This window comes from Streptomyces sp. NPDC042002 (assembly GCF_055588305.1).
In genome coordinates, this window is the sequence record NZ_JBVJCT010000003.1 from 80,609 (window position 1) to 100,252 (window position 19,644).

The following is a 19,644-nucleotide window of genomic DNA, read 5'->3' on the forward strand; positions in this document are numbered from 1 at the left end:
CCGTTCCCCCGTGTCGAGGCCGCCGGCTGAGCGGCCTGTGTGCCCGGGCGGTTCGCATGTGCCCGGGTGGCCAGAGTGAAAGGCCGGAGGCGGTCTGTCACGTGGTGTTCCGCTCAGCGAACCGGACCTCGTGGGCCCGCGGTCGACCGCCCGCCGGGGCTGCCCCGACGCTCCGCCTGGCCGGGAGCGTGAGGGGCGGCTCCCGGCCAGGGGCATGGCGGCGCCCCGTGTCCGCGGCCCTGGGGGGCCACGGCCGCGGCACGGGCCGACCGCCGATGGACAGAGTGAGCCCCCGGCCACCGGCTGTCGCGTCCCGTTCCGTTCAACGGACCCGGTCACCGTTCGTGCGGCTCGGCGTCCGGGGCGGCCCGGCGGGGGAACGGGAAAAGACGCAGGCCAAGCGGGAAAGGACGCAGGTCAGGCAGGAAAAGGGCGCGGGTCGCTGCTCGTGTCCAGGCCCGGTGACATGGCCGTGACGGCGTGGTGACGGGCGGCCCCGCACAGTCTGCGGCATGCGACAGCACGGATGCGGGCGATGACCGCCCAGATCATCGAACCCATGGGCGACGCGGCCCAGTGGGCGGCCGTGGAGCCGGACGGCTCCACGCCGTCGACCGAGGTCACCATCGCCGACGAGACGGTCGTGGTCGGCTACGGCCCCGACCGGCGCGGCGCGAAGGTCTCCGCGACGCCGCGCGCCGACGGGCACCGCCTGCGGCGCGCTCTCGCACCGGTGGACCTGAGCGGGTTCACCGAACTCCGGCTGTCCGTCCGGGCCGATCGCCCGGCGGGCTACGGCGGTGCCCCCTTCTTCCTCGAACTCCGCCTCGGATCGGCGGCGACCGCGATCGACGACCCCGCGAACACCTGGCACCGCCTGCTGCCGGTGAGGGCCGCGGGCCGCTGGGAGACCGTGCGCCTGAGCCTCGACGACCTCACCGCGGCCGGCGCCCTGACCGGGATGCAGTTGCGCTGCCTCGGCGGCACGGGATTCACCGCCTACCTCGACGACGTGATCGCGGTCGCGCCGCGGCCGTTCGCCGACGCCGACCGTGCCCTCGCCGTACGCCTGGCCGGCATCGAGATCGGCGGCACCGCCGTACCCGTGACCGTACGCGCGGCCGGCGAGCCGTCGCCGGTGGCACCGGCACTCGACGTCGTCCAGTTCGACGTGCGTTACGCGTACGACCGTGTGGTGGACGCCGTCGTTCCCCGTGATTTCACCGCCGCCGGTTCGCGGCAGGCGGTTCCCGGCGACCCGTACGACATCGACTACGCCGTCACGCCGGTCGCCGCCACGCGCGGCGACCAGGCGGCTCTGCTCGAAGCGGTGCTGGACCGGCTGTCCCCCGTGGACGAGCTGGTCGCCGACGGCGAGCGGCTGCCGGCCCGTCTCGTGTGGATCCCCGGTCCGAACCGCATCGGCGGCTTCCTGACCGATGTCCCCGCCCTCACCTACCGCGTGAGCGTCCGGCGCACCCCGCCGGCCGTCCCGCCGGTCCGCCCGGTCGACGAACTCGCCGTCACCGCAGACCTCTTGGAGACCGTATGACCACGGCCCTCGCCAACACCCGCAGCCGGCCTGTCGAACTGCACCTGAGCTCGGGCGTGGTCGTCGTCGGACCGCACGGCCAGGTGCCCTGCGACGCCGAGGACCTCGATCTCGGCCAGGTCCGATTCCTGTGCCGTACCGGCGTCCTGGTCGCGCACACCGTGTCCGCCACACCGGCTCGCCGCCCCCGCAAGCGCGGCTGAGAGCAAGAAAGGAGAACCCTGCGATGGCCTTCAACATCGGCGTCAACGTCATCGAGACCGACGGCACCGAGGCACCCACGGTCACGGGTGCCGCCGTCTCGGTCGGCGCGTTCAACGTGCTGACCCAACGCGGCGTACCCAACACACCGGTACGGGTGACCAGTTTCGTGCAGTTCGTGGCTCAGTTCGGCAGCTACTTCGCCAGTGGTCTGGGCGCGTACCTGGTGAAGGGGTTCTTCGACAACGGCGGTCAGACGGCGTACGTCAACCGGGTGGTCGACCCGACGCTGAGCGCCGCCGACGCGGTCGCGAGCCGGACGCTGCCCGACACCGGCGGCACCAACGGCACCCTGCGCCTGGAGGCCGGCTATCGCGGACAGGCCGACCCCGGCGCGTGGGGCCGCGGGCTGTTCGTGCGGACGGCGCTCAGCGCGTCGGCGTCCAGCCGGCTGCGCGAGTCGGCACGGGCCACGGTCACCGGTTCCCCGCTCGCCGCCACGGTCAACCTGTCCTCGCCGCCGACCCTGTCGGTCAAGGTGGACGGCGCGAGCGCACCGACCGCGCTCACCTTCGTCAGCACCGACTTCGCCAATCCGGCGGCCGCCACCCGGCAGGAGATCCGCGACGCGATCAACCGGCAGACGCATCTGCTGGTCGCCTCGCTCAGCGGCGGCAACGCGCTGGTCCTCACCTCGACCGGCGAGCGGGCCGCGGTCGGCGGCGGCTGGACCGGGCTCCAGGTCACCGCGGACGCGACGGCACTCGGCTTCGCCGTGATGGCCAACCCGGTACAGGGCACGCCGGTCGCGCTGAACGCCGGAGGCACCCAACTGGCCAGGCCGGACGGCTTCGACGTGGGCGACGCGATCGTCGTCACCGACAACACCACCACCGCCCGCGTCCGGCTGCTCTCCGTCGACCCGGCGAGCGGCGCCGTCACCTGGGCGCCGGATCTGCCCAACCCCGGCGCGTTCACCGACCTGCGCGCGGTCGCCGTCTCCAACGCCGAGTTCGACCTGACCATCGCGCAGGGGACCGGCGACACCGACCACGCCGTCGAGACGTACACCGGGCTGTCGATGGAGTCCGGCGTCGCGAACTACGCGCCCACCGTGCTGAACAACCCGCTCTCCGGGTCGCGTTACGTACGACTGGTCGACGTCGGCACGCCGAGCCCCGGAGCCGACCGGCCGGCCGCGACGAACGGCTTCCTGTCGTTGCAGGGAGGTGCCGACGGCACTCCCACCGCCACCCACTTCATCGGCGATCCCGCGGCCCGCACCGGCTTCTTCGCGTTCGACCCGTTCGGCGTCCAGCTGGTGTGCTGCGAGCGCACCGACACCGCGATCGCCCAAGCGGCCCTCGCCTACTGCGCCGGCCGGGGTGACGCCATGTTCGTCGGCTCCGTCCCGGAGGGCTTCGTGGCCGCCGGGCAGGCCGTCGCGTACGGGCAGGCGCTCCAGACGAGGAAGGCGTACGGGGCCCTGTACGGGCCGTGGATCGTCGTACCCGACCCGATCGGGACCGGGGCCAGTCCGCAGATCACGCTCCCGCCGGTCGGGCACGTGCTGGGAGTCTGCGCGCGGATCGAGGCGACCCGCGGGATCTGGAAGGCACCGGCCGGCGACGAGGCCAACCTGCTCGGCGTCCTCGACGTGGAGACCCGCCTCTCCGACGCCGACCACACGGACCTCGTGGTCAACGGCGCCGTCAACGGCATCCGGCCGGTGCCGCGGGCCGGGATCGTGGTGGACGCCTCCCGGACGCTCAGCTCCGACCCGCGCTGGCGCTACGTCAACGTGCGGCTGCTGTTCAACTTCGTCGAGAGCAGCCTCCGTACCGGACTGCGCTGGGCACGGCAGGAGCCCAACCGCGAATCGCTGTGGAGCGCCGTCAAGTTCGGCACCGTGACCCCGTTCCTGATGGGGCTGTGGCGCCAGGGCGCGTTCGGCACCGGCAGCCCCGAACAGACCTTCACGGTCACCGTCGACGCCACCAACAACCCACCGGACCAGGTGCAGCAGGGCCTGCTCCAGGTCCAGGTGCTGTTCTACCCGTCCCGGCCGGCCGAGACGATCGTGATCATCGTCGGCCAGCAGGCGAGCGGCGCAACGACCAGTGAGGTCTGAGCCCACCGGACGGTCCACCGGAAGGTCACACCGGACAGTCCCAGCGGATGGTCCCACCAGAGGGAAAGTGAGGAGCGGTCATGCCCAGGGTCAACGACTTCGACGAGGGTTACCGGGCCAATGAGTTCGTCCTCGTCATCGAGGGCGTCGAGAGCCCCAGCGTGAGCAAGGTGTCCGGGCTCAGCGAGGGGGAGCTGGACACGATCGAGCAACCGGACGGCGGCAGCGGTCATGTGTACAAACTGGCCGCCGCGAAGATGAAGTTCGAGCCGCTGACCATCGAGCGGCGGGTCGACGGCAGCGCCGACGACAAGCGGTTCCTGGACTGGTTCCAGCAGACGTTCCGCCTCAACGCCCCACGGCAGGGCGGCTCTTCGGTGCGCAAGAACGGCATGATCGTCAAGCGTCACTTCGGGGATGTCGTCCTGCAGTTCGCCTTCTACGGCGCCTGGGTCAAGTCGTCCAAGTTCACCGACCTCGAAGCCGGGTCGACGAACCTCTTCCTGCAGACCATCGTGCTGGAGCACGAGGGTCTGGAACGCGTCTCCTAGGAGCCCGCAGATGACCCTCACCGATACCGCGCCCGGCCGGGCCGGCGTCCGCGAACTGGACGTCACCCTCCCGATCGGCTACGCCGACCACGACGGACAGACGCACCGGCAGGTGACGCTGCGCAAGATGACCGGCCGCGAGGAGGCGCTCCTCGCCGACCCGGCCAACCAGCGCAACGGCGGCCGGCTGGTCACCGCGCTGCTGCACAGCTGTGTCGTGCGGCTCGGCGACCTGCAACAGGTGCGCCGCGGCGACATCGACGCCATGTACTCCCTCGACCGCAACTTCCTGCTGATCCGGCTGCGCAGCTTCACGTTCGGGCCGGAGCTGCGGGCCGGCTACACCTGCCCGTCCTGCGGTGACCGCTTCGAGCAGACCGAGGACCTGGACACGCTGCCGGTGCGCCCGCTCGCCGACGGGGAACCTCCGCAGGACGTGGTCGTCGAACTCCTCGACGGGTACGTCGACCGCGACGGGTCGGTGCACACCGCGATGACGCTGCGGCCGGCGCGCGGCGACGACGAGGCGGCGGCGGCACCGCAGTTGCGCAAGAACGCGTCGCTGGGCAAGAACGCGCTGCTCGCCCGCTGCCTGAAGTCCCTCGGGGACCTGCCGCCGCACCGGCTGGAGGCGCTCGGCCCGAAGATCCTGGCCGATCTCACCCTGACCGACCGCCGGCTGATCGACCGGGCCTTCAACGACGGAGCGCCGGGCATCGACCTGATCCGCGAGCTGGACTGCCCGGCCTGCGGGCACGAGATGCGGGCCACCTTGGACATGACGAATTTTTTAGTTCTGGAGTGAGTCTCGACCAGCTCCGCCGGGAGGTCTTCTTCCTCGGCTACCACCTGCACTGGCCCTACGGCGAGCTGATGGACATGGCCGCCGGGGACCGGCGCGAGTTCGTGGATCTGCTCGTCGAACAGATCCAGCGGGAGAACGCCCAGGTCGAGGCGGCCCGCGACCGGAACTGACCCGCACTGACCACCAGCCGACCCGCGCTTTGACCGGGTCGGACAGCCGACGGAGGGGAGGGCCGACACGATGCCGGTGATCATGCTGCTGCGCGGGCTGACCGCCTCGCTCTGCGCGACGGTCCGCGCCCTGACGCCGTGGCTGGAGATCGTCGACCACGAGTCGGTGGTCGTCGAGCGCGCCCGCGCCGCGTTCCTGGTGCACTGGTGGGGGTTCGAGACCCCTCTCACCCGGCTGAACCTGAGCGGGTACGTCGTCAACATCGGCCGGCTGGAAGAGCGGTTCGCGGCAGCCCAGCGCTCGGTGCCGGTGAGCCAGGGTGGCCCGAACGCCGTGGGGTCGCTGCTCGGGCTCGCCGGGAAGGTCGCCGGCATGGCGCTGGACCCGCTGTACGCCGCGGCCGGGATCTATCTCCTCCTGAGATTCTCCGAGTTCAGCTGGAAGACGCTGGGCCTCGCGGTGGTGTGGGGACTGGCCCCGTTCCTGCTCGCCGTCGGCCTGGTGGTCGCGCCGGTCGGCACCGGCGTCCTCGTGGGTGGCGGACTGGCTGCCGCGGGCTTCGGCTACGGCCTGCTCGTGGCGCTCGGCGACCGCCGTGAAGTACGCGCCGCCTACGACCTGTTCGGGTCGCTGACCCAACTGTTCATCGCCGTGCGGGACGTGATCGGCCAGGTGCTCGGCGACCGGATGCGCAACCCGCTCACGGCGGGTCTCGTCATCGTCGGAACGCGGCTCGGGCTGCTGTTCGGCCAGCTGCTCGGCGCCGTGGCTTTCCTGGTCGTCCGGGTGGGTCCGGCGCTCGCACCGGTCGCCGCGCTGATGAACGGCCTCGCCTCGCTCGCGGGCGGGGCGGCCACCGCGATCGGCGAGGTGGCCGCGGGCGCGACGTCCCAGGTCGACGGCGCGCTCTCGGCCGACCGCCTCCTCACCCGGGTGACCGGCGTGCTGCGGAGCCAACTCACCGCGGCGGGCGCCGCGTTCGGGGGCGGTCTCCGTGTCCTGGAGTCCGCGCTGTCGACGGTGGGCGGCAAGCTGACCGCGGGCACGTCGGCCGCCGAACTCGGCACGTTCGTCGGAGACTTGATCACCGGGCATCCGACCGTCCGGGCCGTCACCGGGCTGCGTACCGAGGCGGACGTCTTCCTGGCCGCCCTGGACGCCGCACCGAAGAAGGCCAAGAAATCGCCGTCCGGGCCGAGCCGGCTCGCGCCGCTGATCGCCGCGCTGCCGGAGCTGCCCTCCGTCACCTTCCCGCCCCTGCCCTCGCTTCCGTCGCTGTCCGCGCTGCCCGATGCGACGGTGCCGCCCCCGGTGCCCGTCGCCGAACCGCCGTTCGTGGTGCGGGTCCCGGCCGTCCGGGTTCCGGCCGTGACCGGACCGGCCCTGCCGGAGCTGCCGCGCTTGCTGAGCGCGCCGGTCGACCTCGCGCCGCTGAAGGCGATCGTCGACCACCTGCTGCCGGCCGCGCTGGCGGGCCCGGTGCGGGAGAAGGTGGACCGGCTGCTCTCCGACTTCCCGGTCGCCGAGCTCCCGGAGAGCGACGTGCTCCGGCCGGTGGTGCGCACACTGCGGCTGCGGGTGCCCGGCGCCGACCCGGACGATGTGCGCCGCTTCCAGGACGGACTCCTGGCGCGGCTGCGGAAACAGCCCTACCTGACCGGCGCGGGCGGGTGATGACGATGCCGATCGACTTCGCCACGGCCGCCGCCCGGTTCGCCGGGGCCTTCGCCGCCCAGGAGCACGCCATGCGCGTGGCGCGGCGCGCCGTGCGGCCGGTACTGGAACGCCGGCTGCTGGCCGGGCGGCAGGCCGACCGGGCCACCGCGCGCTTCCCGGCGCTGCGGTTCGTCGACGGCGCGGTGACCCTGCGCGTCGTACCGTCGCAGCGCCGTGCGCTCACCCGCACCGCGCCCGTGCCGAGCCTGGCCGACGCCGGGCTCGCGTTCCTCGCCGGACTGACCCGGCCGCTGCGGCTCGACGACGCGGCCGCGATCCCCGACCTGCTGAGCCAACTCCTCGTGATCGCGGCCGCGTTGGACGCCTCGGTGTCCGGCGCGGCGCCGCGGCCGGCCATGTTCGACAGCTCGGACCTCGTCGGAGCCGCGGTGACGGCCTTCCGGGCCCTCTCGGAGGCCAGCGTCAAGGGCGGTGAGCTCGAACGGTTCACCGACCAGATCCGGCCCTTCGCGCCGGCACCCCGGGCCGAGACAGCACCGCCCTCCCCGTCGTCGGCGTCTCCGGCCGGTTCGCTGGACGGGATCGCGGCGGGCATCGCCACCGGGATCGCGGTCGTCGCGCTGCTGCCCGCCGTGGCCGAGTCGCTGCTGGGCGCACTCGGCACGGTGGTCCGGCGCACCCTCCAGCGGCAGTTCGAGGCGGTGCTGGAGCTGCGGCGCGACGCGCTGAGCACCGCGTACGCCCAGTTCGCCGGCCTGATCGGCACGGCGACGCGACTGACCCGCGGGATCGCCGGACTGCTCGGCTCGCACCTGGACCTCACGGTGCGCCTCCTGCTGGCGTTCGGCACCGCCCTCGGTACCCGGATCCGTGACTTCGTCGGCGCGCTCGGCTACGCGCTGCGTGGCGTGGTCCGGTTCACGCGGGTGGCGCTGTTCGTCGTCACCACCGCGTTCGACTTCAACCTGGCCCGTCTGATCCCGTGGATCGGCGGCACGTTCGTTCCGGACGTGGCCGCCTTCTCGCTCGACGACCTCCTCGACAAGCCCGGGACCGGACTCAACCGGAACCTCTACCTGGCTCTCTCGGGCGTCCTGGACTGGATCCGGAAACGGGTGCGCCGCAGCCCGCTGGTGCTGTGGCCGTACGCGCGCCGGCAGCTCCGCCGCGCCCGCCTGCTCCTTGACGCGCTGTTCGACACACACGGTCCTGGGCATGATCTCCTGCCCGCGTTCCCCGAGGGCCGGCCCCTCGCCTTCCACTCGGACTTCCCGCGCCTGGTCGACCCGGCGCTCGGCCCGGCCCTGGCCGGCGCGGTCGGCGCGCTGGGCGACGGGCTGCGCGCCGCCGTCCGGGGAGCGCTCACCAGCACCGCCACCGGCCTGGGCGAGCTCGCCGACGCGAGCGTCGCCGCACAGCGCGACGCGAGCCGGCTCCCGGGTCTCGACCGGATCGGCGGCCAGTCCGTCGCGCTCGCCGACCGGGTGTTCGGCGACGAGATCCGGCGGCAGAGCGCGGCCCCGCCACCGGACCAGCTCGCGCGGACGCTCGAATCCTGGTTGGCGAGCGGCGGATTCGTGGTGGTCGGCGCGGTCATCGACGGGTACGTCGGAGGGCTGGTCGACCGCGCGGGCGATCCGCTCCCCACGTCACCGCGGATCCTGCGCCGGGCCGCGCTCGGACGGGTCGTGCTGCCCCGGCTGACCCTGCGCGTCCGCGCCGGCGGCGACCTCGACGAGGACCTCGCCGCCGCGGTGGCCGCCGCGTTCGCCGGCGCCGTCCGGGACGCCTTCCGCACGGGCGAGCGGCGGCTGCGCGTCCTCACCGAGGGGGTGCGGGTCTGACATGGACGAGACCGAGGAACTCATCACCCAGCTCGGACTGCTGCTCACCCAGACCCGGTTCGGGCGCCGCGCCCTGGAGGACATCGAGCGCGCCACCTCGACCTACGGCACGTTCGCGTTCACGTCCGTCATCACCGCCGGGCCGAACTTCGGCGCGCCGCCGATGCACGAGGGCGCCCTCAAGGTCCACGTGGTCAACATCAACGACCTGGCGCCGGGCGGCGGGTTCGGCGACTTCCTCTCCGGGCTGCTCGGCGGCATCGGCGGGTTCGTCGGCAACCTGATCGGCGGCGCCGCCGGGGGTGCGCTCTCGCAGTTCCGGCTGGTCTGGTCGTTCCAGGACATCGCGAAGCTCGCCGAGCACGTCGAACACATCCTCACCATGATCGGCGGCCCCGCGGTCACCGCCACGGCCAAGCCCGCGCCCGGCGCCGGGGTTCCGCCGAGCCCGGCGACGGGACTGATCGCCCAGTTGGAAAGCATCAAGAGCGCGGTCGACTCCCTCACCAAGCTGTTCCAGGCCGCCGGTGCCCCGCCCGTCGGCGCACAGCCGCCGGTCGACCAACTGGGCAGTGCCACCGCGCTGTTGAACGCCGTCGCGAAGGTCGTGGACGGTCTGGTCCTCGCGCTGCCCATCGCCGTCGGCTCGCTCGCGCTGCTGATCAGCCGGCTCGGAGACATCCGCCAGGGGATCGCCGAGACACTCCGCTTCGGACTGCGGGTCACCCTGCTCCTGCGCGGCGCGCTCCTCGTCCTCGCGCTGGACACGGTGGCCGTCGTGGCCCGGGTCGGAGCCTCCGTCGTAGGCGTCCTGGCGTCCACCGTGGACGGGATCATCGGCGGCGTCTTCGACGGCGTCCAGCAGGCGCTCCTCGCGGTGCTGCGGATCGGCGTCGTGCTCGGCGACGCCGTCAGGGCCACCGTGGACGGTCTGCTCAACTGGCTGGTCCCGACGATCGACGCGGTCCTGCGCAACCTCGGCGACCTCCGGGCGTTCCGGGTCGTCACGCATCTGGTCCGGATCCTGCCCGCGGTCCTCCCGCTGGTCTTCGAGCTGCTGACCGACACCAAGGTGTCCGACCAGCAGCAGAACGCGCTCACCGACGCGGGCAAGCTCGGTCTGCCGGCCACCGCGTTCGACAGCGTGGGCCCGGTGGCCGTCCGGCCCGCGCCGCCGAACTTCGCCGCGGTGCTGTCCGACCCGGCGTTCGTCGCGGGCCTGACCGAACCGCTCGGCAAGGTGCGCAAGCTCGGCACGGACGCGCTCGACCTCGGCACCGGGCGGCTCTCGGACGGGCTGCGCACCATCGGGTCCACCCTGGAGGCCGCCGCGCGGGCCGAGACCAAGCTGTCCGACGCGCGCCTCGGCCGCGCACTCGACGACGTCAGCACCCAGTCGGCACGGCTGGCCGACAGGCTCGTGGTCGGCGAGGCGGCGACACCGCAGACCGGCCTGACCGCGGTCGCGAACGCGTACGAGGCATGGCTGGCCCACGGCGGACTCGACGGCCTGCTGTCCTCGATCACCGGCCACTTCGCGAGTCCGGCGGGTCACGACGGGATCCCGCGCCGCGCGGCCGAGACGGCCGACCGGACCCGGGCCACCGTCCAGATCGACGAGGTGGTCGTCGACGTGGAGAGCGCCGCGCCCGGCCCGGTCGCGGCACCCACCGTCACCTGGACCACCACCGAACCCGCCCTCTCCACCGCCCCGTCGGACGACATCGATCAGCACGCCCGGATGTGGTTCGACTACGACCAGCGCGGCGGCGGCAGCCGGCTGCCCCTACCGATCTAGGAGTCGTCATGGCACGCACCGCCGGCTACCTCGCCAACCTCATCGCCGTCCCACCGCTGATCTTCCGGTTCCAGTTCAACCCGGAGCTGCTGTCCGAGAAGAAGAGCTTCGCCTACCGGGAGACCACCAGCCTCGGCAACTGGGCGTTCGACCAGACCAAGGCGTCCAAGGGCTTCGGCAACGTCAGCGGGATCGCCACCGACCTGAAGGAGATCGGCAGTTCGCTGGTCGGGACGAAGGCCCTGGAGGCCGACTTCGGCAAGCCGCGCTCGTTCGCGCTGGACTTCGCCCTCGACGCGCGGTCCCTCCCCGACATCCCGGCGCAGCAGAACGGCGACGGCTCGGCGTCGGACGACGCGCGGTTCGGCGGCCGGATCGAGCCCAGCCTCGCGGTGCTGCGCTCGTTCATCAACCCGGCCTGGGACCCGGTCAACGACGTACTCGCCTGGTTCAGCGGTGCCAAGACGTTCTGCCCGCCGGCCCAGCCACCGCTGTGCACGCTCAAGCTCGGCGGCATCGACCTGGACTGTGTGATGACCGACCTCAACATCAAGATCACCAAGTTCAAGCCCGACCTCACGCCGGAGCGCGCCGAGGTCAGCCTGACCCTCAACGAACAGACCGCGTCGATCACCACCAGCCTCGACGTGCTCGACCGGCTGGTCGAGGTCGGCAAGTCCTACGGGCAACTGGACCTCCGGGACTGGGTGCAGGCCGTACCGGGCGCCGGCCTGGTGCAGAACATCTTCGAACTCTGAGAGGGGCGCCCGATCATGTCCGTGTCGATCACCTCGCGGTACCGGCAGGCCGCGGTCTACCCGGCCGTGGACGCCACCGGCACCACGCGGCCCACCGTGGCGATCCGCCGGTACACGCCGCCCGCCGCCGACGACATCAACTACGAGCACCGGGTCACCGGCGTCGAGGACATCGAGTACCTGTCCTGGCGCTACTTCGGCGACAGCCAGGTGTGGTGGCGCATCGCCGACGCCAACCCGGTGGAGTTCCCGCTCGACCTGCGACCGGGCGCCGCCCTGTCGGTACCGGCCTCGCAGGACATCGGCGTGGTCAGCCGGGACCGGGTGTTCTGAGATGGCCGTAGCGACCCCGTCCCCGACGGGCAGCGACAACCGGTCCCCGTTCGCCACCGTGCAGATCGGCACCGGCCCGGGCGACCTGGCCGATGTCACGGTGCCGGTGCGCTCGGTCGCCGTGGAGGACCACGACCGGCTCACGGACGAGGCGAAGGTGGTCCTCGACGACCCCACGGGCGTGCTCGCGCACGCCCTGTTCGAGGGCCTGGTGGTACGGCTCGACCTGGGCCGGCGGATGCAGCACACGGCGTTGTTCGAGGGGGTCGTGGTGAGCAGCCGGGTACTGGCCGGCCCCGAGGGGCAGCACATCGAACTGACCGCCCGGGACTACAGCCACCGGCTGGCGCAGACCCCGTTCGACCCGGAGACATGGAACACCGGCGAACCGCTCAGCGCCCTGCTCCGCAAACTGGTCACCGCGCCCGGCACCGGGATCACGGTGGGAACGATCGAGCCGGTCGACGACACCGCGCCCGACGCCCGCGGCGCCGGCCGCTACGTCGCCACCTCGGTCTGGGACTTCATCCTGGACCAGGCCCGCGGCCAGGGCTGCCTGGCGTTCGTGGAACTGGCCGACAACAAGGAGTCCCGGTTCTCGTTCCGGCCCATCGCCGCCATCGCGGCCTCCGAGCCGATCGGCACGCTGCGGTACTGCCGGGTGGGCAGCGACCTGGTCACGTTCACCTACGAGCGGATCAGCTCCGGCGCGCTCCCGGTCCGCTCGGCGAGCACCGTCGATCCGGACACCGGCCGGCTCGTCGACCAGCCGGCACCGCTCACCCCGCCCCGGCCTCCGCTGGCCGCACCGCAGACGGGCCGCGCCCCGGCCGCGGGGGACCGGATGCGCGCGGCGATCGAGGCGCTGACCGGGAAGGCGGCCGTGGCACAGGCCCAGCTCGGCACGCCGGCCGAGCGGGTCGTCGGCAAGGCGGCGGGCACCGCCCAGGACGCCAGGAACCGCGTGAGCGCCGACCCGACCCGGATCGTCGGGATGAGCGGCCGGGGCAAGGCCGTCGGCAACGCGCTCCTGCGGGCCAAGGCGATGCTGCGGATCACCGGCCTCGCGCCGTGGGCCGAGGGGGTCTGGTACCTGACGAAGGTCAACCACGTGTACACCCGCGACCTGGCCGGCGACCGCCAGGAGTCCAGCTACTTCACCCACATCACCGCGACCCGGTGACAGGAGGCCCGACATGCTGTCCGACGAGCTGACCCGGCACACCGGCAACTACTACGGCAAGTACCGCGGGATCGTACGGGACAACACCGACGACGGGCGGCGCGGCCGGCTCCGGGTGATCGTGCCGGACATCTTCGGCCCGGAGGCGCTCGTCACCGCCGAGCCGTGCTTCCCGCACGGGCACTTCTTCGTGCCGCCCAAGGACGCCAACGTATGGGTGGAGTTCGCGGCCGGCGACACCCGGGCCCCGATCTGGGTGGGGGTCTGGTACCCGGCGGACGCCGTCCCGCCCGAGGCCGCGGTGACGCCGCCCGACCACCAGGTCATCCGGACCACCGCCGGGCACACCGTCGACCTCACCGACACCGGCGGCGGGGAACGGATCCTGATCCGGCACAGCGGCGGCGCCTCCGTCTCGATCGAGTCCGACGGCAGCGTGCGCGTGAGCGCCGACCACATCGTGCTGGACGGGTCGAAGGTCGAGGTGGGCGGCGGCGCGAGCGAGCCGACGCTCCTCGGCAACGGGTTCGGCCAGTTGTGGAGCCAGCTGCTCACGCACGTCCACGGCCCGCCCGGCTCCCCGTCGCCCCAACTCGCGCCGCTCGTCCTGCAACCCGGCGTGCACCTGAGCCAGTCCGCCGTCGTGAAGTGAACGAAGTGAAGGAGACCCCATGGCCGACGCCCGCGGAGCGGCGTTCCCGTTCCGGATCGACCCGCACACCGGCGGCATCGCCTGGACCGAAGGCACCGAGAAGATCCGCGACGACCTGCGGGTCCTGCTCGGCACCCGGCTCGGAGAGCGGCCCATGCTGCGCGACTTCGGCACCCGGGTGCACACACTGGTCCACGAGCCGGACGACGACGTGACCGCCGACCTGCTCCGCAAGCAGGCGCACGAGGCGGTCGTACGGTGGGAGCGGCGCGTCGTCGTCACCCGGGCCCGGCTGTCCCGTTCGGACGGCGGACTGCGGCTGCTGCTGAGCTACGTGCACAGCGACAAGCCGGTGTCCGCCGAGATGATCGTCCCCCTGGTGTAGGCGATGACGACACCGGCACCCGCGATCGACTACACCGACAAGGACTTCGCGTCCCTGCGGACGGCGATGCTCCGGCTGGCCCAGCAGCGCCTGCCGGAGTGGACCGACCAGAGTCCCGCCGACCTCGGCATGCTGCTGGTCGACCTGTTCGCCTACGTCGGCGACATCACGCTCTACTACCAGGACCGCATCGCCAGCGAGCTGTTCCCGGGCACCGCCACCGAGCGGGCCAGCATCGTGGACCTGCTGCGGCTGATCGGCTACGAGCTGACCCCGGCCGCGCCCGCCATGGCCGATCTGATGCTCACCTTCCCCCGGCCGGCCGGGGCGCGGACCGTGACCGTCCCCAGCGGCGCGCGGTTCGCCGCCCGGCCGCCGGGCGCCGCCGCGATCGAGTTCACCTACCTCGGCCCCGACCTGGACCTGGTTCTCCTCTCCGACCAACTGCGCCCGGGCGCCGGCCCGGACGGCAAGCCGGTGGTGCGCTACGACCGGCTTCCGGTCGAGCAGAGCCACGCGGTCGGGCCGGTGCTGATCGGCTCGTCCACCGGCGAGGCCAGCCAGTCCTTCGCGCTGCCCGACGCGTCCGTGGTCGTCGCGTCCGTGGTCGTCGAGGTGAACGAGGGCGCCGGCTGGGTGACCTGGGACCGCCGGGACAGCCTGCTCTTCGACATCGCCCCGGACGGGCGGGCCGTGTTCTCGCACCCGGAGGCGCGCTACTACCAGCTCCTCTTCGACGCCGACGGGATCGGGCACGCGGTGTTCGGCGCGGGCCGGGTGCCGCCCGCCGGACCGAGCAACGTCCGCGCCTCCTACCGGGTCTGCCAGGGCACCGCGGGCAACCTCGCGGCCGGCACGGTCACCACCGCGCTCACCACCATCGACACGCTGCAGGCCGTGGTGAACGAGGCCGCGGCGGCGGGCGGCAGCGACGCCGAACGCTCCGACCACGCCGCGCGGTACGCCCCGTTCGCGTTCCGGTCGACCAACCGGGCGGTGACCGCGAGCGACTACGAGGCGCTGGCGCACAGCACCGGCACGGTGGCCAAGGTCCGGGCCCGCAGCGTCTCCTGGAACCAGATCGACCTGTTCGTCGCGCCCGCCGGGGACACCCTGGTCCCGGTCCCGGAAGCACTGCGCAACCGGCTCGTCGGCTACTTCGAGGACAAGCGCATGGCCGGCTGCCTGGTCCGGGTGCTGGACGCGCAGCCGGTCGCCGTGGACATCGGCGTCGAACTGCTGGTCGACGAGCGGTTCGTCACGGACGCGGTGGCCGGGCAGGTCGAGGCCGCGATCACCGCGCTCCTGTCGTTCTCCCGGGTCGACTTCGGCCGGCCGCTGTTCCAGAGCGAGGTGTTCGCCGCCGCCGAGTCCGTCCCCGGGGTCCTCGCGGCGACCGTGACCGGCCTTCGCCGGCAGGACCGGCCCGCGCCGGACGTCGACGCGGAGCTGGCGCGGCACAACCTGCCCCCGCTCGCCGAACTGCCCGCCTTCCTGCGCGACGCCGTCTCGCTCGACGTGGCCACCGACGGGCGGATCGACATCGGCGAGTTCGAGATAGCCGTCCCCGGCACCCTCGACGTGACCGTACGGACGACACTGCCATGAGGATCGACACGTTCACCGCGAGCGCCGACCTGATCGGCCGACGGACCTGGGTCCGCTGGGCGTTCACGCCCGACGCGGGCGAGACGGTGCTCGACGCGCCGCCGGTCACCGTACGGCGCAAGACGCGCGACTTCGCGTTCCCGGACACCGGCGCGCCCTGGCTGCTCTACGACAGCGCCGCGTTCCCGCCCGCACCGGTGCCCGGGGCGCTCACCGTGACCGATCTGCCGGACAGCGACGCCGCCGCCGGCGCGCTGCGGGTCCGGGAGCGGACCGTCACCGTGACCGAGACGGTCGCCGCGGTGTCCCGTGAGGTGCTCCGGCTCGTCACCCGCACCGTCTTCGGCGCGGACCGCGCCGTGCTGCGCCTGGAACTCGACCTGCTCGACGTCGGCGGCGTCGGCCGCGGCGAGCTGGACGCGGGCACGCCGTACTACTACGAGCTGGACAGCGCGGCCCTGGGCCGGCCGCTGCTGGCCGTCGCCACCCCCGGCGACGTGCACGGCGCGCACCGCACGCTGTACGAGCTGATCCCCGAGGTGTACCGGCGTCACGACACCGTCACCCGGGTCCCCGACGCCGCCACCGGACTGCTTCCCGAGGCCGGCACCAACGGCGGGCAGTTACGCCGCTTCGTCGACGTGTACGGCGCCGCCGTCGACGCGATCCGCAGCTCCGCCGACAACCTGCGCGGACTGCGCGCCGTGTCGGACGTGGACAGCCGGTTCCTGCCCCTGCTGTCGCAGTGGGTCGGCTGGGACCTGACCGCCGACACGGACCTGGCACGGCAGCGCAACGAGATCCGCACCGCGCCGAGGCTCTACGACTCCGTCGGCACCGTCCCCGGACTGCGCAGCCTCGTCGACTTCTACACCGGCTGGTCCACCCGGGTCGCCGAGTTCTCCCAGCACGTCGCGCGGGCCGGGCTGGCGCCGCAGCGCAATGTCTTCGCCGCGGCCCGGCGCGACGGGGCGTGGTGGGGCGCCGAGGAGGCGTCCGCCGTGCTCGGCTTCACCGCCCCGCACGACGTCGCGACCGGCACCGCCACCACCAACGCCGTGCTGACCGGCGCGGCCGGCGAGCCGTTCGCGCTGCGCACCGGGATGACCGTCACCATCGCGCCGGACGGCGGCCTGCCGATCACCCTGACGTTCGGCCCGGCCGACTTCGCCGACCTCGGCGCCGCGACCGCCGCCGAGGTCGCGGCGGTCGTGAACCGGGACATCGGCGAACTGCGCGCGGACGGGACCGGCGGCGCGGTGCGGCTCGTGTCGCGCCTCACCGGCGAGGCGTCCCGTATCGAGGTGCGCACCGCGGCCGCGAGCCTGGTCTCGCTGGACGGCGCGGCCCGCGGCCGGCTCGCCACCGTGACCGACCCGACCGGCCGGCTGTGGATGGCGCACGCCTCCACCGTCGGCGCCGGCGGGGTGGTCCCCCGGCTGCACCTCAAGGCGTACTTCCGGGGAGCCTGGGCGGACACCCGGGTGGTCGAGCCCCAGCCGGTCGCGCCGCAGGCCGAACCCGCGCCGGTCGCGCTGCCGGACGGCCGGCTCGGCCTGGCCTGGGTCGAGCACCCGGACACCGGTGCGGCGCGGCTGCGCTGGCGGCTGGGGACACCGTCCGCACCGACCCCGGCCCGGCTGCGCGGCGACGCGTCGGCCCCGTACGCGCTGACCACCGACACGGTTCTGACCCTCACCGGCTACGGCGCCACCGAGCGGTTCACCGTGCGCGCGGCCGACTACGCCGATCCGTCCGCGGCCCGCGCGGACGAGGTCACCGCCGCGTTCAACGCGCAGCTCACCGGTGTCACGGCGGCCGTCGCCGGGGACGGTTCGCTGGCCCTGGCCACGACCTCGACCGGACCGGGGGTCGCGCTGAGCGCCGATCTGGCCGCGTCGACCGCGGCCCGGGCACTGGGGTTCGGCGACCGCGCGCTGACCGGGCAGGGCGGCTGGCAGCCCGACGTCGACTGGGCCGCCGCCACGGACATTCCGGCGGTACCGGCGGGCCGGCACGCCGACTGCGCCGCCGTACTCGACCCGGAGGGGGCGGTACGGCTGTGCTGGGCGAGCCGGCTCGACGGGTGGCGGCTGTACCGGCTGCGGTGGGACGGCCGGGTACGGATCGCCACCGCGACCGGGGCGCGGGTGCTGGCCGGGGACGGCGCGGTCACCCCGCTCACCGGGCTGCCGTCGGCGGACGTACGGGGTGTCGCGGTCGACGCCGACGGGTCGAGCTGGTTCGCCACCGGCGCCGGGGGAGCCGTACGCCGGCCGGACGGGACGACGACCGTGTTCACACCGGGCACCACCGCCGGAAGCCTCTCCACCACCGATGTACGGACCGTGGCCGTGGACCCGTCCGGCACGGTGTGGTTCGGCCACGGCGGGGGCGCCGCCGCGCTCTCCACGGGCGGCTCGTGGCAGGTGGTCACCGCGACGACGGGTGGTCTCGCGAGCAACGACGTGCGGCACGTCACCGCCGACTTCACCGGCGCGGTGTGGTTCGCCACCGGCGCGGGCCTGTCCCGGCTCGACCCGGCGGGCACCTGGACCACGTTCCTGGCCGGAACGGAGGTGCGGCACGCGGCACCGGCCCAGGACGGCTCGCTGTGGACGGCACTGGCGCACGGCGTCGCCCGCGTCGGCGCCGACGGGTCGGTGCGCACCGTGGACCTCGGCGCCGCCGCCGACGTCCGGCAGGTCGCCCCGGCACCCCCGGCGGCGAACCCGAAGCCGCAGGCGGACGACGCGGGGCCGGTGTGGGCCGCGACCGCCGCCGGCCCGGCCGAGATCCGGTCGGTACGCGACATCCGCGTCCACACGCCCGCCGAAGGTCTGCCCAGTGGTGACTGCCGGGCCGTCCTCGTCGACCAGGGCACCGTCTGGGCGGGTACCGCCGCCGGTCTGTCCTTCCTGGACGGTTCCGGATCGTGGCGCACCGTGTCCGGACTCGCCACCCCGGTCCGGGCGTTGAGCGGCTCCTGGTCCGCTCCGGGCTGGTTCGCCCCCGGTGGCCCCGGCGAGCGCGAACCGCATCTGACCGGCGACGGAAACCGGCTGTGGCTGGCGTCGGCCGTCCGGCACGCCTACGCGGACCCGGACGACCGCTGGCAGATCGTCGTACGGCACCTCGACTTCCCGTCCGCCGGCTGGTCGGCGCCGACCGCCGTCACCGGTGTCACCGGCACCGACCGGGAACCGGCGCTCGCCCCGCTGCCGTCCGGCGCCGCCCGCGTCTACTTCCGCTCCGACCGGGGCGGCGGCCCGCGCCTGTGGTCCGCCGATCTGGACGCCACCGGCAGCCCGTCGGCACCCACGGTGGTCACCAGCGGGCCGGCCTCGGACGCGAACCCGGCCCCGGTCCCGTTTCCCGACGGTACGACGTGGCTGTTGTTCCGCAGCGACCGCAACGTCGGTCTCGGCCGGCTCGGCGGCGGTGTCCCCGGCCCCGGCCTCGCCCAGGCCGGCCGACGCGCGCCGGAGGAGGCGTCCGTCCGCCGGTTCGCCGGCACCGTCACCGCGACCCTCGCCGACCTCGACCGCAACCGCGGCACCCGGCAGTTCGGCGATCTGCTCGACTACACGCCGCAGCGGCCGGACGGGTCCGCCCTGGCCGCCGACGAGGTCTACACGCCGTCCACGATCGGGCTCTACGTCGAACGCGGGCCCACCGGCCGGCCGCTCGTGCAGCGCGACGCCGACCGTCTGCGACAGCTCCTGGAGCGGTTCCTGCCGGTCAACCTGCGGGCCGTCGTCGTGCTCGGCTCGGGCCCGCTGGAGGAGCTGGTCTTCCCGGCGGGGCACGAGCTCGCCGACGCGTTCAGCGACGACTACCCGATCGCCGAGGTGCTCCGGATCGCCGAGGAGACCGCGGTCGCCCTGCCCGGCTGGCAGGTGTTCCTGTCCACCGACGGTACGAGCGTCACCGTCGACCCCACCAAGCCCACCACCCTGCGCCGACGCGTCTGGTGGCCACCGTTCCGGTAGGAG

Annotated in this window: 16 protein-coding genes; all 16 read left to right on the plus strand. The window is 73.5% G+C overall.

Annotated elements, in window-relative coordinates; genetic code table 11:
• Positions 1 to 535 precede the first annotated feature (535 nt).
• The 16 genes from ACZ6KY_RS05695 (at position 536) to ACZ6KY_RS05770 (ending at position 19,641) form a co-directional block, all read left to right on the plus strand.
• The gene (locus ACZ6KY_RS05695; RefSeq protein WP_469309050.1) at positions 536 to 1,552 is read left to right on the plus strand and encodes a CIA30 family protein; all 1,017 of its coding nucleotides are present in this window, start codon (positions 536 to 538) and stop codon (positions 1,550 to 1,552) included.
• A complete protein-coding gene (locus ACZ6KY_RS05700; RefSeq protein WP_469309051.1) occupies positions 1,549 to 1,755 on the plus strand; it encodes a hypothetical protein in 207 nt (68 codons plus the stop codon). Before ACZ6KY_RS05695 ends, ACZ6KY_RS05700 begins: the two co-directional genes overlap by 4 nt.
• Before the next feature lie 23 nt (positions 1,756 to 1,778).
• Positions 1,779 to 3,884 carry a phage tail sheath subtilisin-like domain-containing protein gene (locus ACZ6KY_RS05705; RefSeq protein WP_469309052.1) on the plus strand — a complete coding sequence of 702 codons (2,106 nt, stop codon included), beginning with the start codon at positions 1,779 to 1,781 and terminating at the stop codon, positions 3,882 to 3,884.
• 80 nt (positions 3,885 to 3,964) lie between these two features.
• Entirely contained in the window at positions 3,965 to 4,435 is a 471-nt protein-coding gene (locus ACZ6KY_RS05710; RefSeq protein ID WP_261702309.1) for a phage tail protein, read from the plus strand.
• Positions 4,436 to 4,445: 10 nt separating this feature from the next.
• Positions 4,446 to 5,240: a T4 family baseplate hub assembly chaperone gene (locus ACZ6KY_RS05715; protein ID WP_469309053.1), complete on the plus strand. Its 795-nt coding sequence runs from the start codon at positions 4,446 to 4,448 to the stop codon at positions 5,238 to 5,240.
• The gene (locus ACZ6KY_RS05720) at positions 5,237 to 5,410 is read left to right on the plus strand and encodes a hypothetical protein (RefSeq protein ID WP_261702311.1); all 174 of its coding nucleotides are present in this window, start codon (positions 5,237 to 5,239) and stop codon (positions 5,408 to 5,410) included. The genes ACZ6KY_RS05715 and ACZ6KY_RS05720 overlap by 4 nt, the downstream gene beginning before the upstream one ends.
• A gap of 70 nt (positions 5,411 to 5,480) precedes the next feature.
• Positions 5,481 to 7,085, plus strand: a complete 1,605-nt coding sequence (locus ACZ6KY_RS05725; RefSeq protein ID WP_469309054.1) for a hypothetical protein — start codon at positions 5,481 to 5,483, stop codon at positions 7,083 to 7,085.
• A 5-nt stretch (positions 7,086 to 7,090) separates the two neighbouring features.
• Positions 7,091 to 8,932, plus strand: a complete 1,842-nt coding sequence (locus tag ACZ6KY_RS05730) for a hypothetical protein (protein ID WP_469309055.1) — start codon at positions 7,091 to 7,093, stop codon at positions 8,930 to 8,932.
• Between the two features lies 1 nt (position 8,933).
• The gene (locus tag ACZ6KY_RS05735; RefSeq protein WP_469309056.1) at positions 8,934 to 10,730 is read left to right on the plus strand and encodes a hypothetical protein; all 1,797 of its coding nucleotides are present in this window, start codon (positions 8,934 to 8,936) and stop codon (positions 10,728 to 10,730) included.
• 8 nt (positions 10,731 to 10,738) lie between these two features.
• Positions 10,739 to 11,488, plus strand: a complete 750-nt coding sequence (locus ACZ6KY_RS05740) for a hypothetical protein (RefSeq protein WP_469309057.1) — start codon at positions 10,739 to 10,741, stop codon at positions 11,486 to 11,488.
• Positions 11,489 to 11,503: 15 nt separating this feature from the next.
• Positions 11,504 to 11,821, plus strand: coding sequence for a hypothetical protein (locus tag ACZ6KY_RS05745; RefSeq protein WP_469309058.1), 318 nt, complete (start codon positions 11,504 to 11,506; stop codon positions 11,819 to 11,821).
• A gap of 1 nt (position 11,822) precedes the next feature.
• Positions 11,823 to 13,004 (plus strand): hypothetical protein, encoded by a 1,182-nt coding sequence (locus ACZ6KY_RS05750; RefSeq protein ID WP_469309059.1) that lies wholly within the window; start codon positions 11,823 to 11,825, stop codon positions 13,002 to 13,004.
• Positions 13,005 to 13,017: 13 nt separating this feature from the next.
• Positions 13,018 to 13,656 (plus strand): phage baseplate assembly protein V, encoded by a 639-nt coding sequence (locus ACZ6KY_RS05755; protein ID WP_469309060.1) that lies wholly within the window; start codon positions 13,018 to 13,020, stop codon positions 13,654 to 13,656.
• Between the two features lie 19 nt (positions 13,657 to 13,675).
• Positions 13,676 to 14,041 (plus strand): GPW/gp25 family protein, encoded by a 366-nt coding sequence (locus tag ACZ6KY_RS05760; RefSeq protein ID WP_469309061.1) that lies wholly within the window; start codon positions 13,676 to 13,678, stop codon positions 14,039 to 14,041.
• A gap of 3 nt (positions 14,042 to 14,044) precedes the next feature.
• Positions 14,045 to 15,649, plus strand: a complete 1,605-nt coding sequence (locus ACZ6KY_RS05765; RefSeq protein ID WP_469309062.1) for a baseplate J/gp47 family protein — start codon at positions 14,045 to 14,047, stop codon at positions 15,647 to 15,649.
• Positions 15,646 to 19,641 (plus strand): hypothetical protein, encoded by a 3,996-nt coding sequence (locus tag ACZ6KY_RS05770; protein WP_469309063.1) that lies wholly within the window; start codon positions 15,646 to 15,648, stop codon positions 19,639 to 19,641. The genes ACZ6KY_RS05765 and ACZ6KY_RS05770 overlap by 4 nt, the downstream gene beginning before the upstream one ends.
• The last annotated feature ends 3 nt before the right edge of the window (positions 19,642 to 19,644 follow it).

Coding starts and splice junctions, on each gene's coding strand:
- ACZ6KY_RS05740 (WP_469309057.1), top strand. CDS start 10,739: ATGGCACGCACCGCCGGCTACCTCGCCAACCTCATCGCCGTCCCACCG.
- ACZ6KY_RS05770 (WP_469309063.1), top strand. CDS start 15,646: ATGAGGATCGACACGTTCACCGCGAGCGCCGACCTGATCGGCCGACGG.
- ACZ6KY_RS05735 (WP_469309056.1), top strand. CDS start 8,934: ATGGACGAGACCGAGGAACTCATCACCCAGCTCGGACTGCTGCTCACC.
- ACZ6KY_RS05725 (WP_469309054.1), top strand. CDS start 5,481: ATGCCGGTGATCATGCTGCTGCGCGGGCTGACCGCCTCGCTCTGCGCG.
- ACZ6KY_RS05705 (WP_469309052.1), top strand. CDS start 1,779: ATGGCCTTCAACATCGGCGTCAACGTCATCGAGACCGACGGCACCGAG.
- ACZ6KY_RS05765 (WP_469309062.1), top strand. CDS start 14,045: ATGACGACACCGGCACCCGCGATCGACTACACCGACAAGGACTTCGCG.
- ACZ6KY_RS05710 (WP_261702309.1), top strand. CDS start 3,965: ATGCCCAGGGTCAACGACTTCGACGAGGGTTACCGGGCCAATGAGTTC.
- ACZ6KY_RS05755 (WP_469309060.1), top strand. CDS start 13,018: ATGCTGTCCGACGAGCTGACCCGGCACACCGGCAACTACTACGGCAAG.
- ACZ6KY_RS05695 (WP_469309050.1), top strand. CDS start 536: ATGACCGCCCAGATCATCGAACCCATGGGCGACGCGGCCCAGTGGGCG.
- ACZ6KY_RS05750 (WP_469309059.1), top strand. CDS start 11,823: ATGGCCGTAGCGACCCCGTCCCCGACGGGCAGCGACAACCGGTCCCCG.
- ACZ6KY_RS05730 (WP_469309055.1), top strand. CDS start 7,091: ATGCCGATCGACTTCGCCACGGCCGCCGCCCGGTTCGCCGGGGCCTTC.
- ACZ6KY_RS05745 (WP_469309058.1), top strand. CDS start 11,504: ATGTCCGTGTCGATCACCTCGCGGTACCGGCAGGCCGCGGTCTACCCG.
- ACZ6KY_RS05760 (WP_469309061.1), top strand. CDS start 13,676: ATGGCCGACGCCCGCGGAGCGGCGTTCCCGTTCCGGATCGACCCGCAC.
- ACZ6KY_RS05700 (WP_469309051.1), top strand. CDS start 1,549: ATGACCACGGCCCTCGCCAACACCCGCAGCCGGCCTGTCGAACTGCAC.
- ACZ6KY_RS05715 (WP_469309053.1), top strand. CDS start 4,446: ATGACCCTCACCGATACCGCGCCCGGCCGGGCCGGCGTCCGCGAACTG.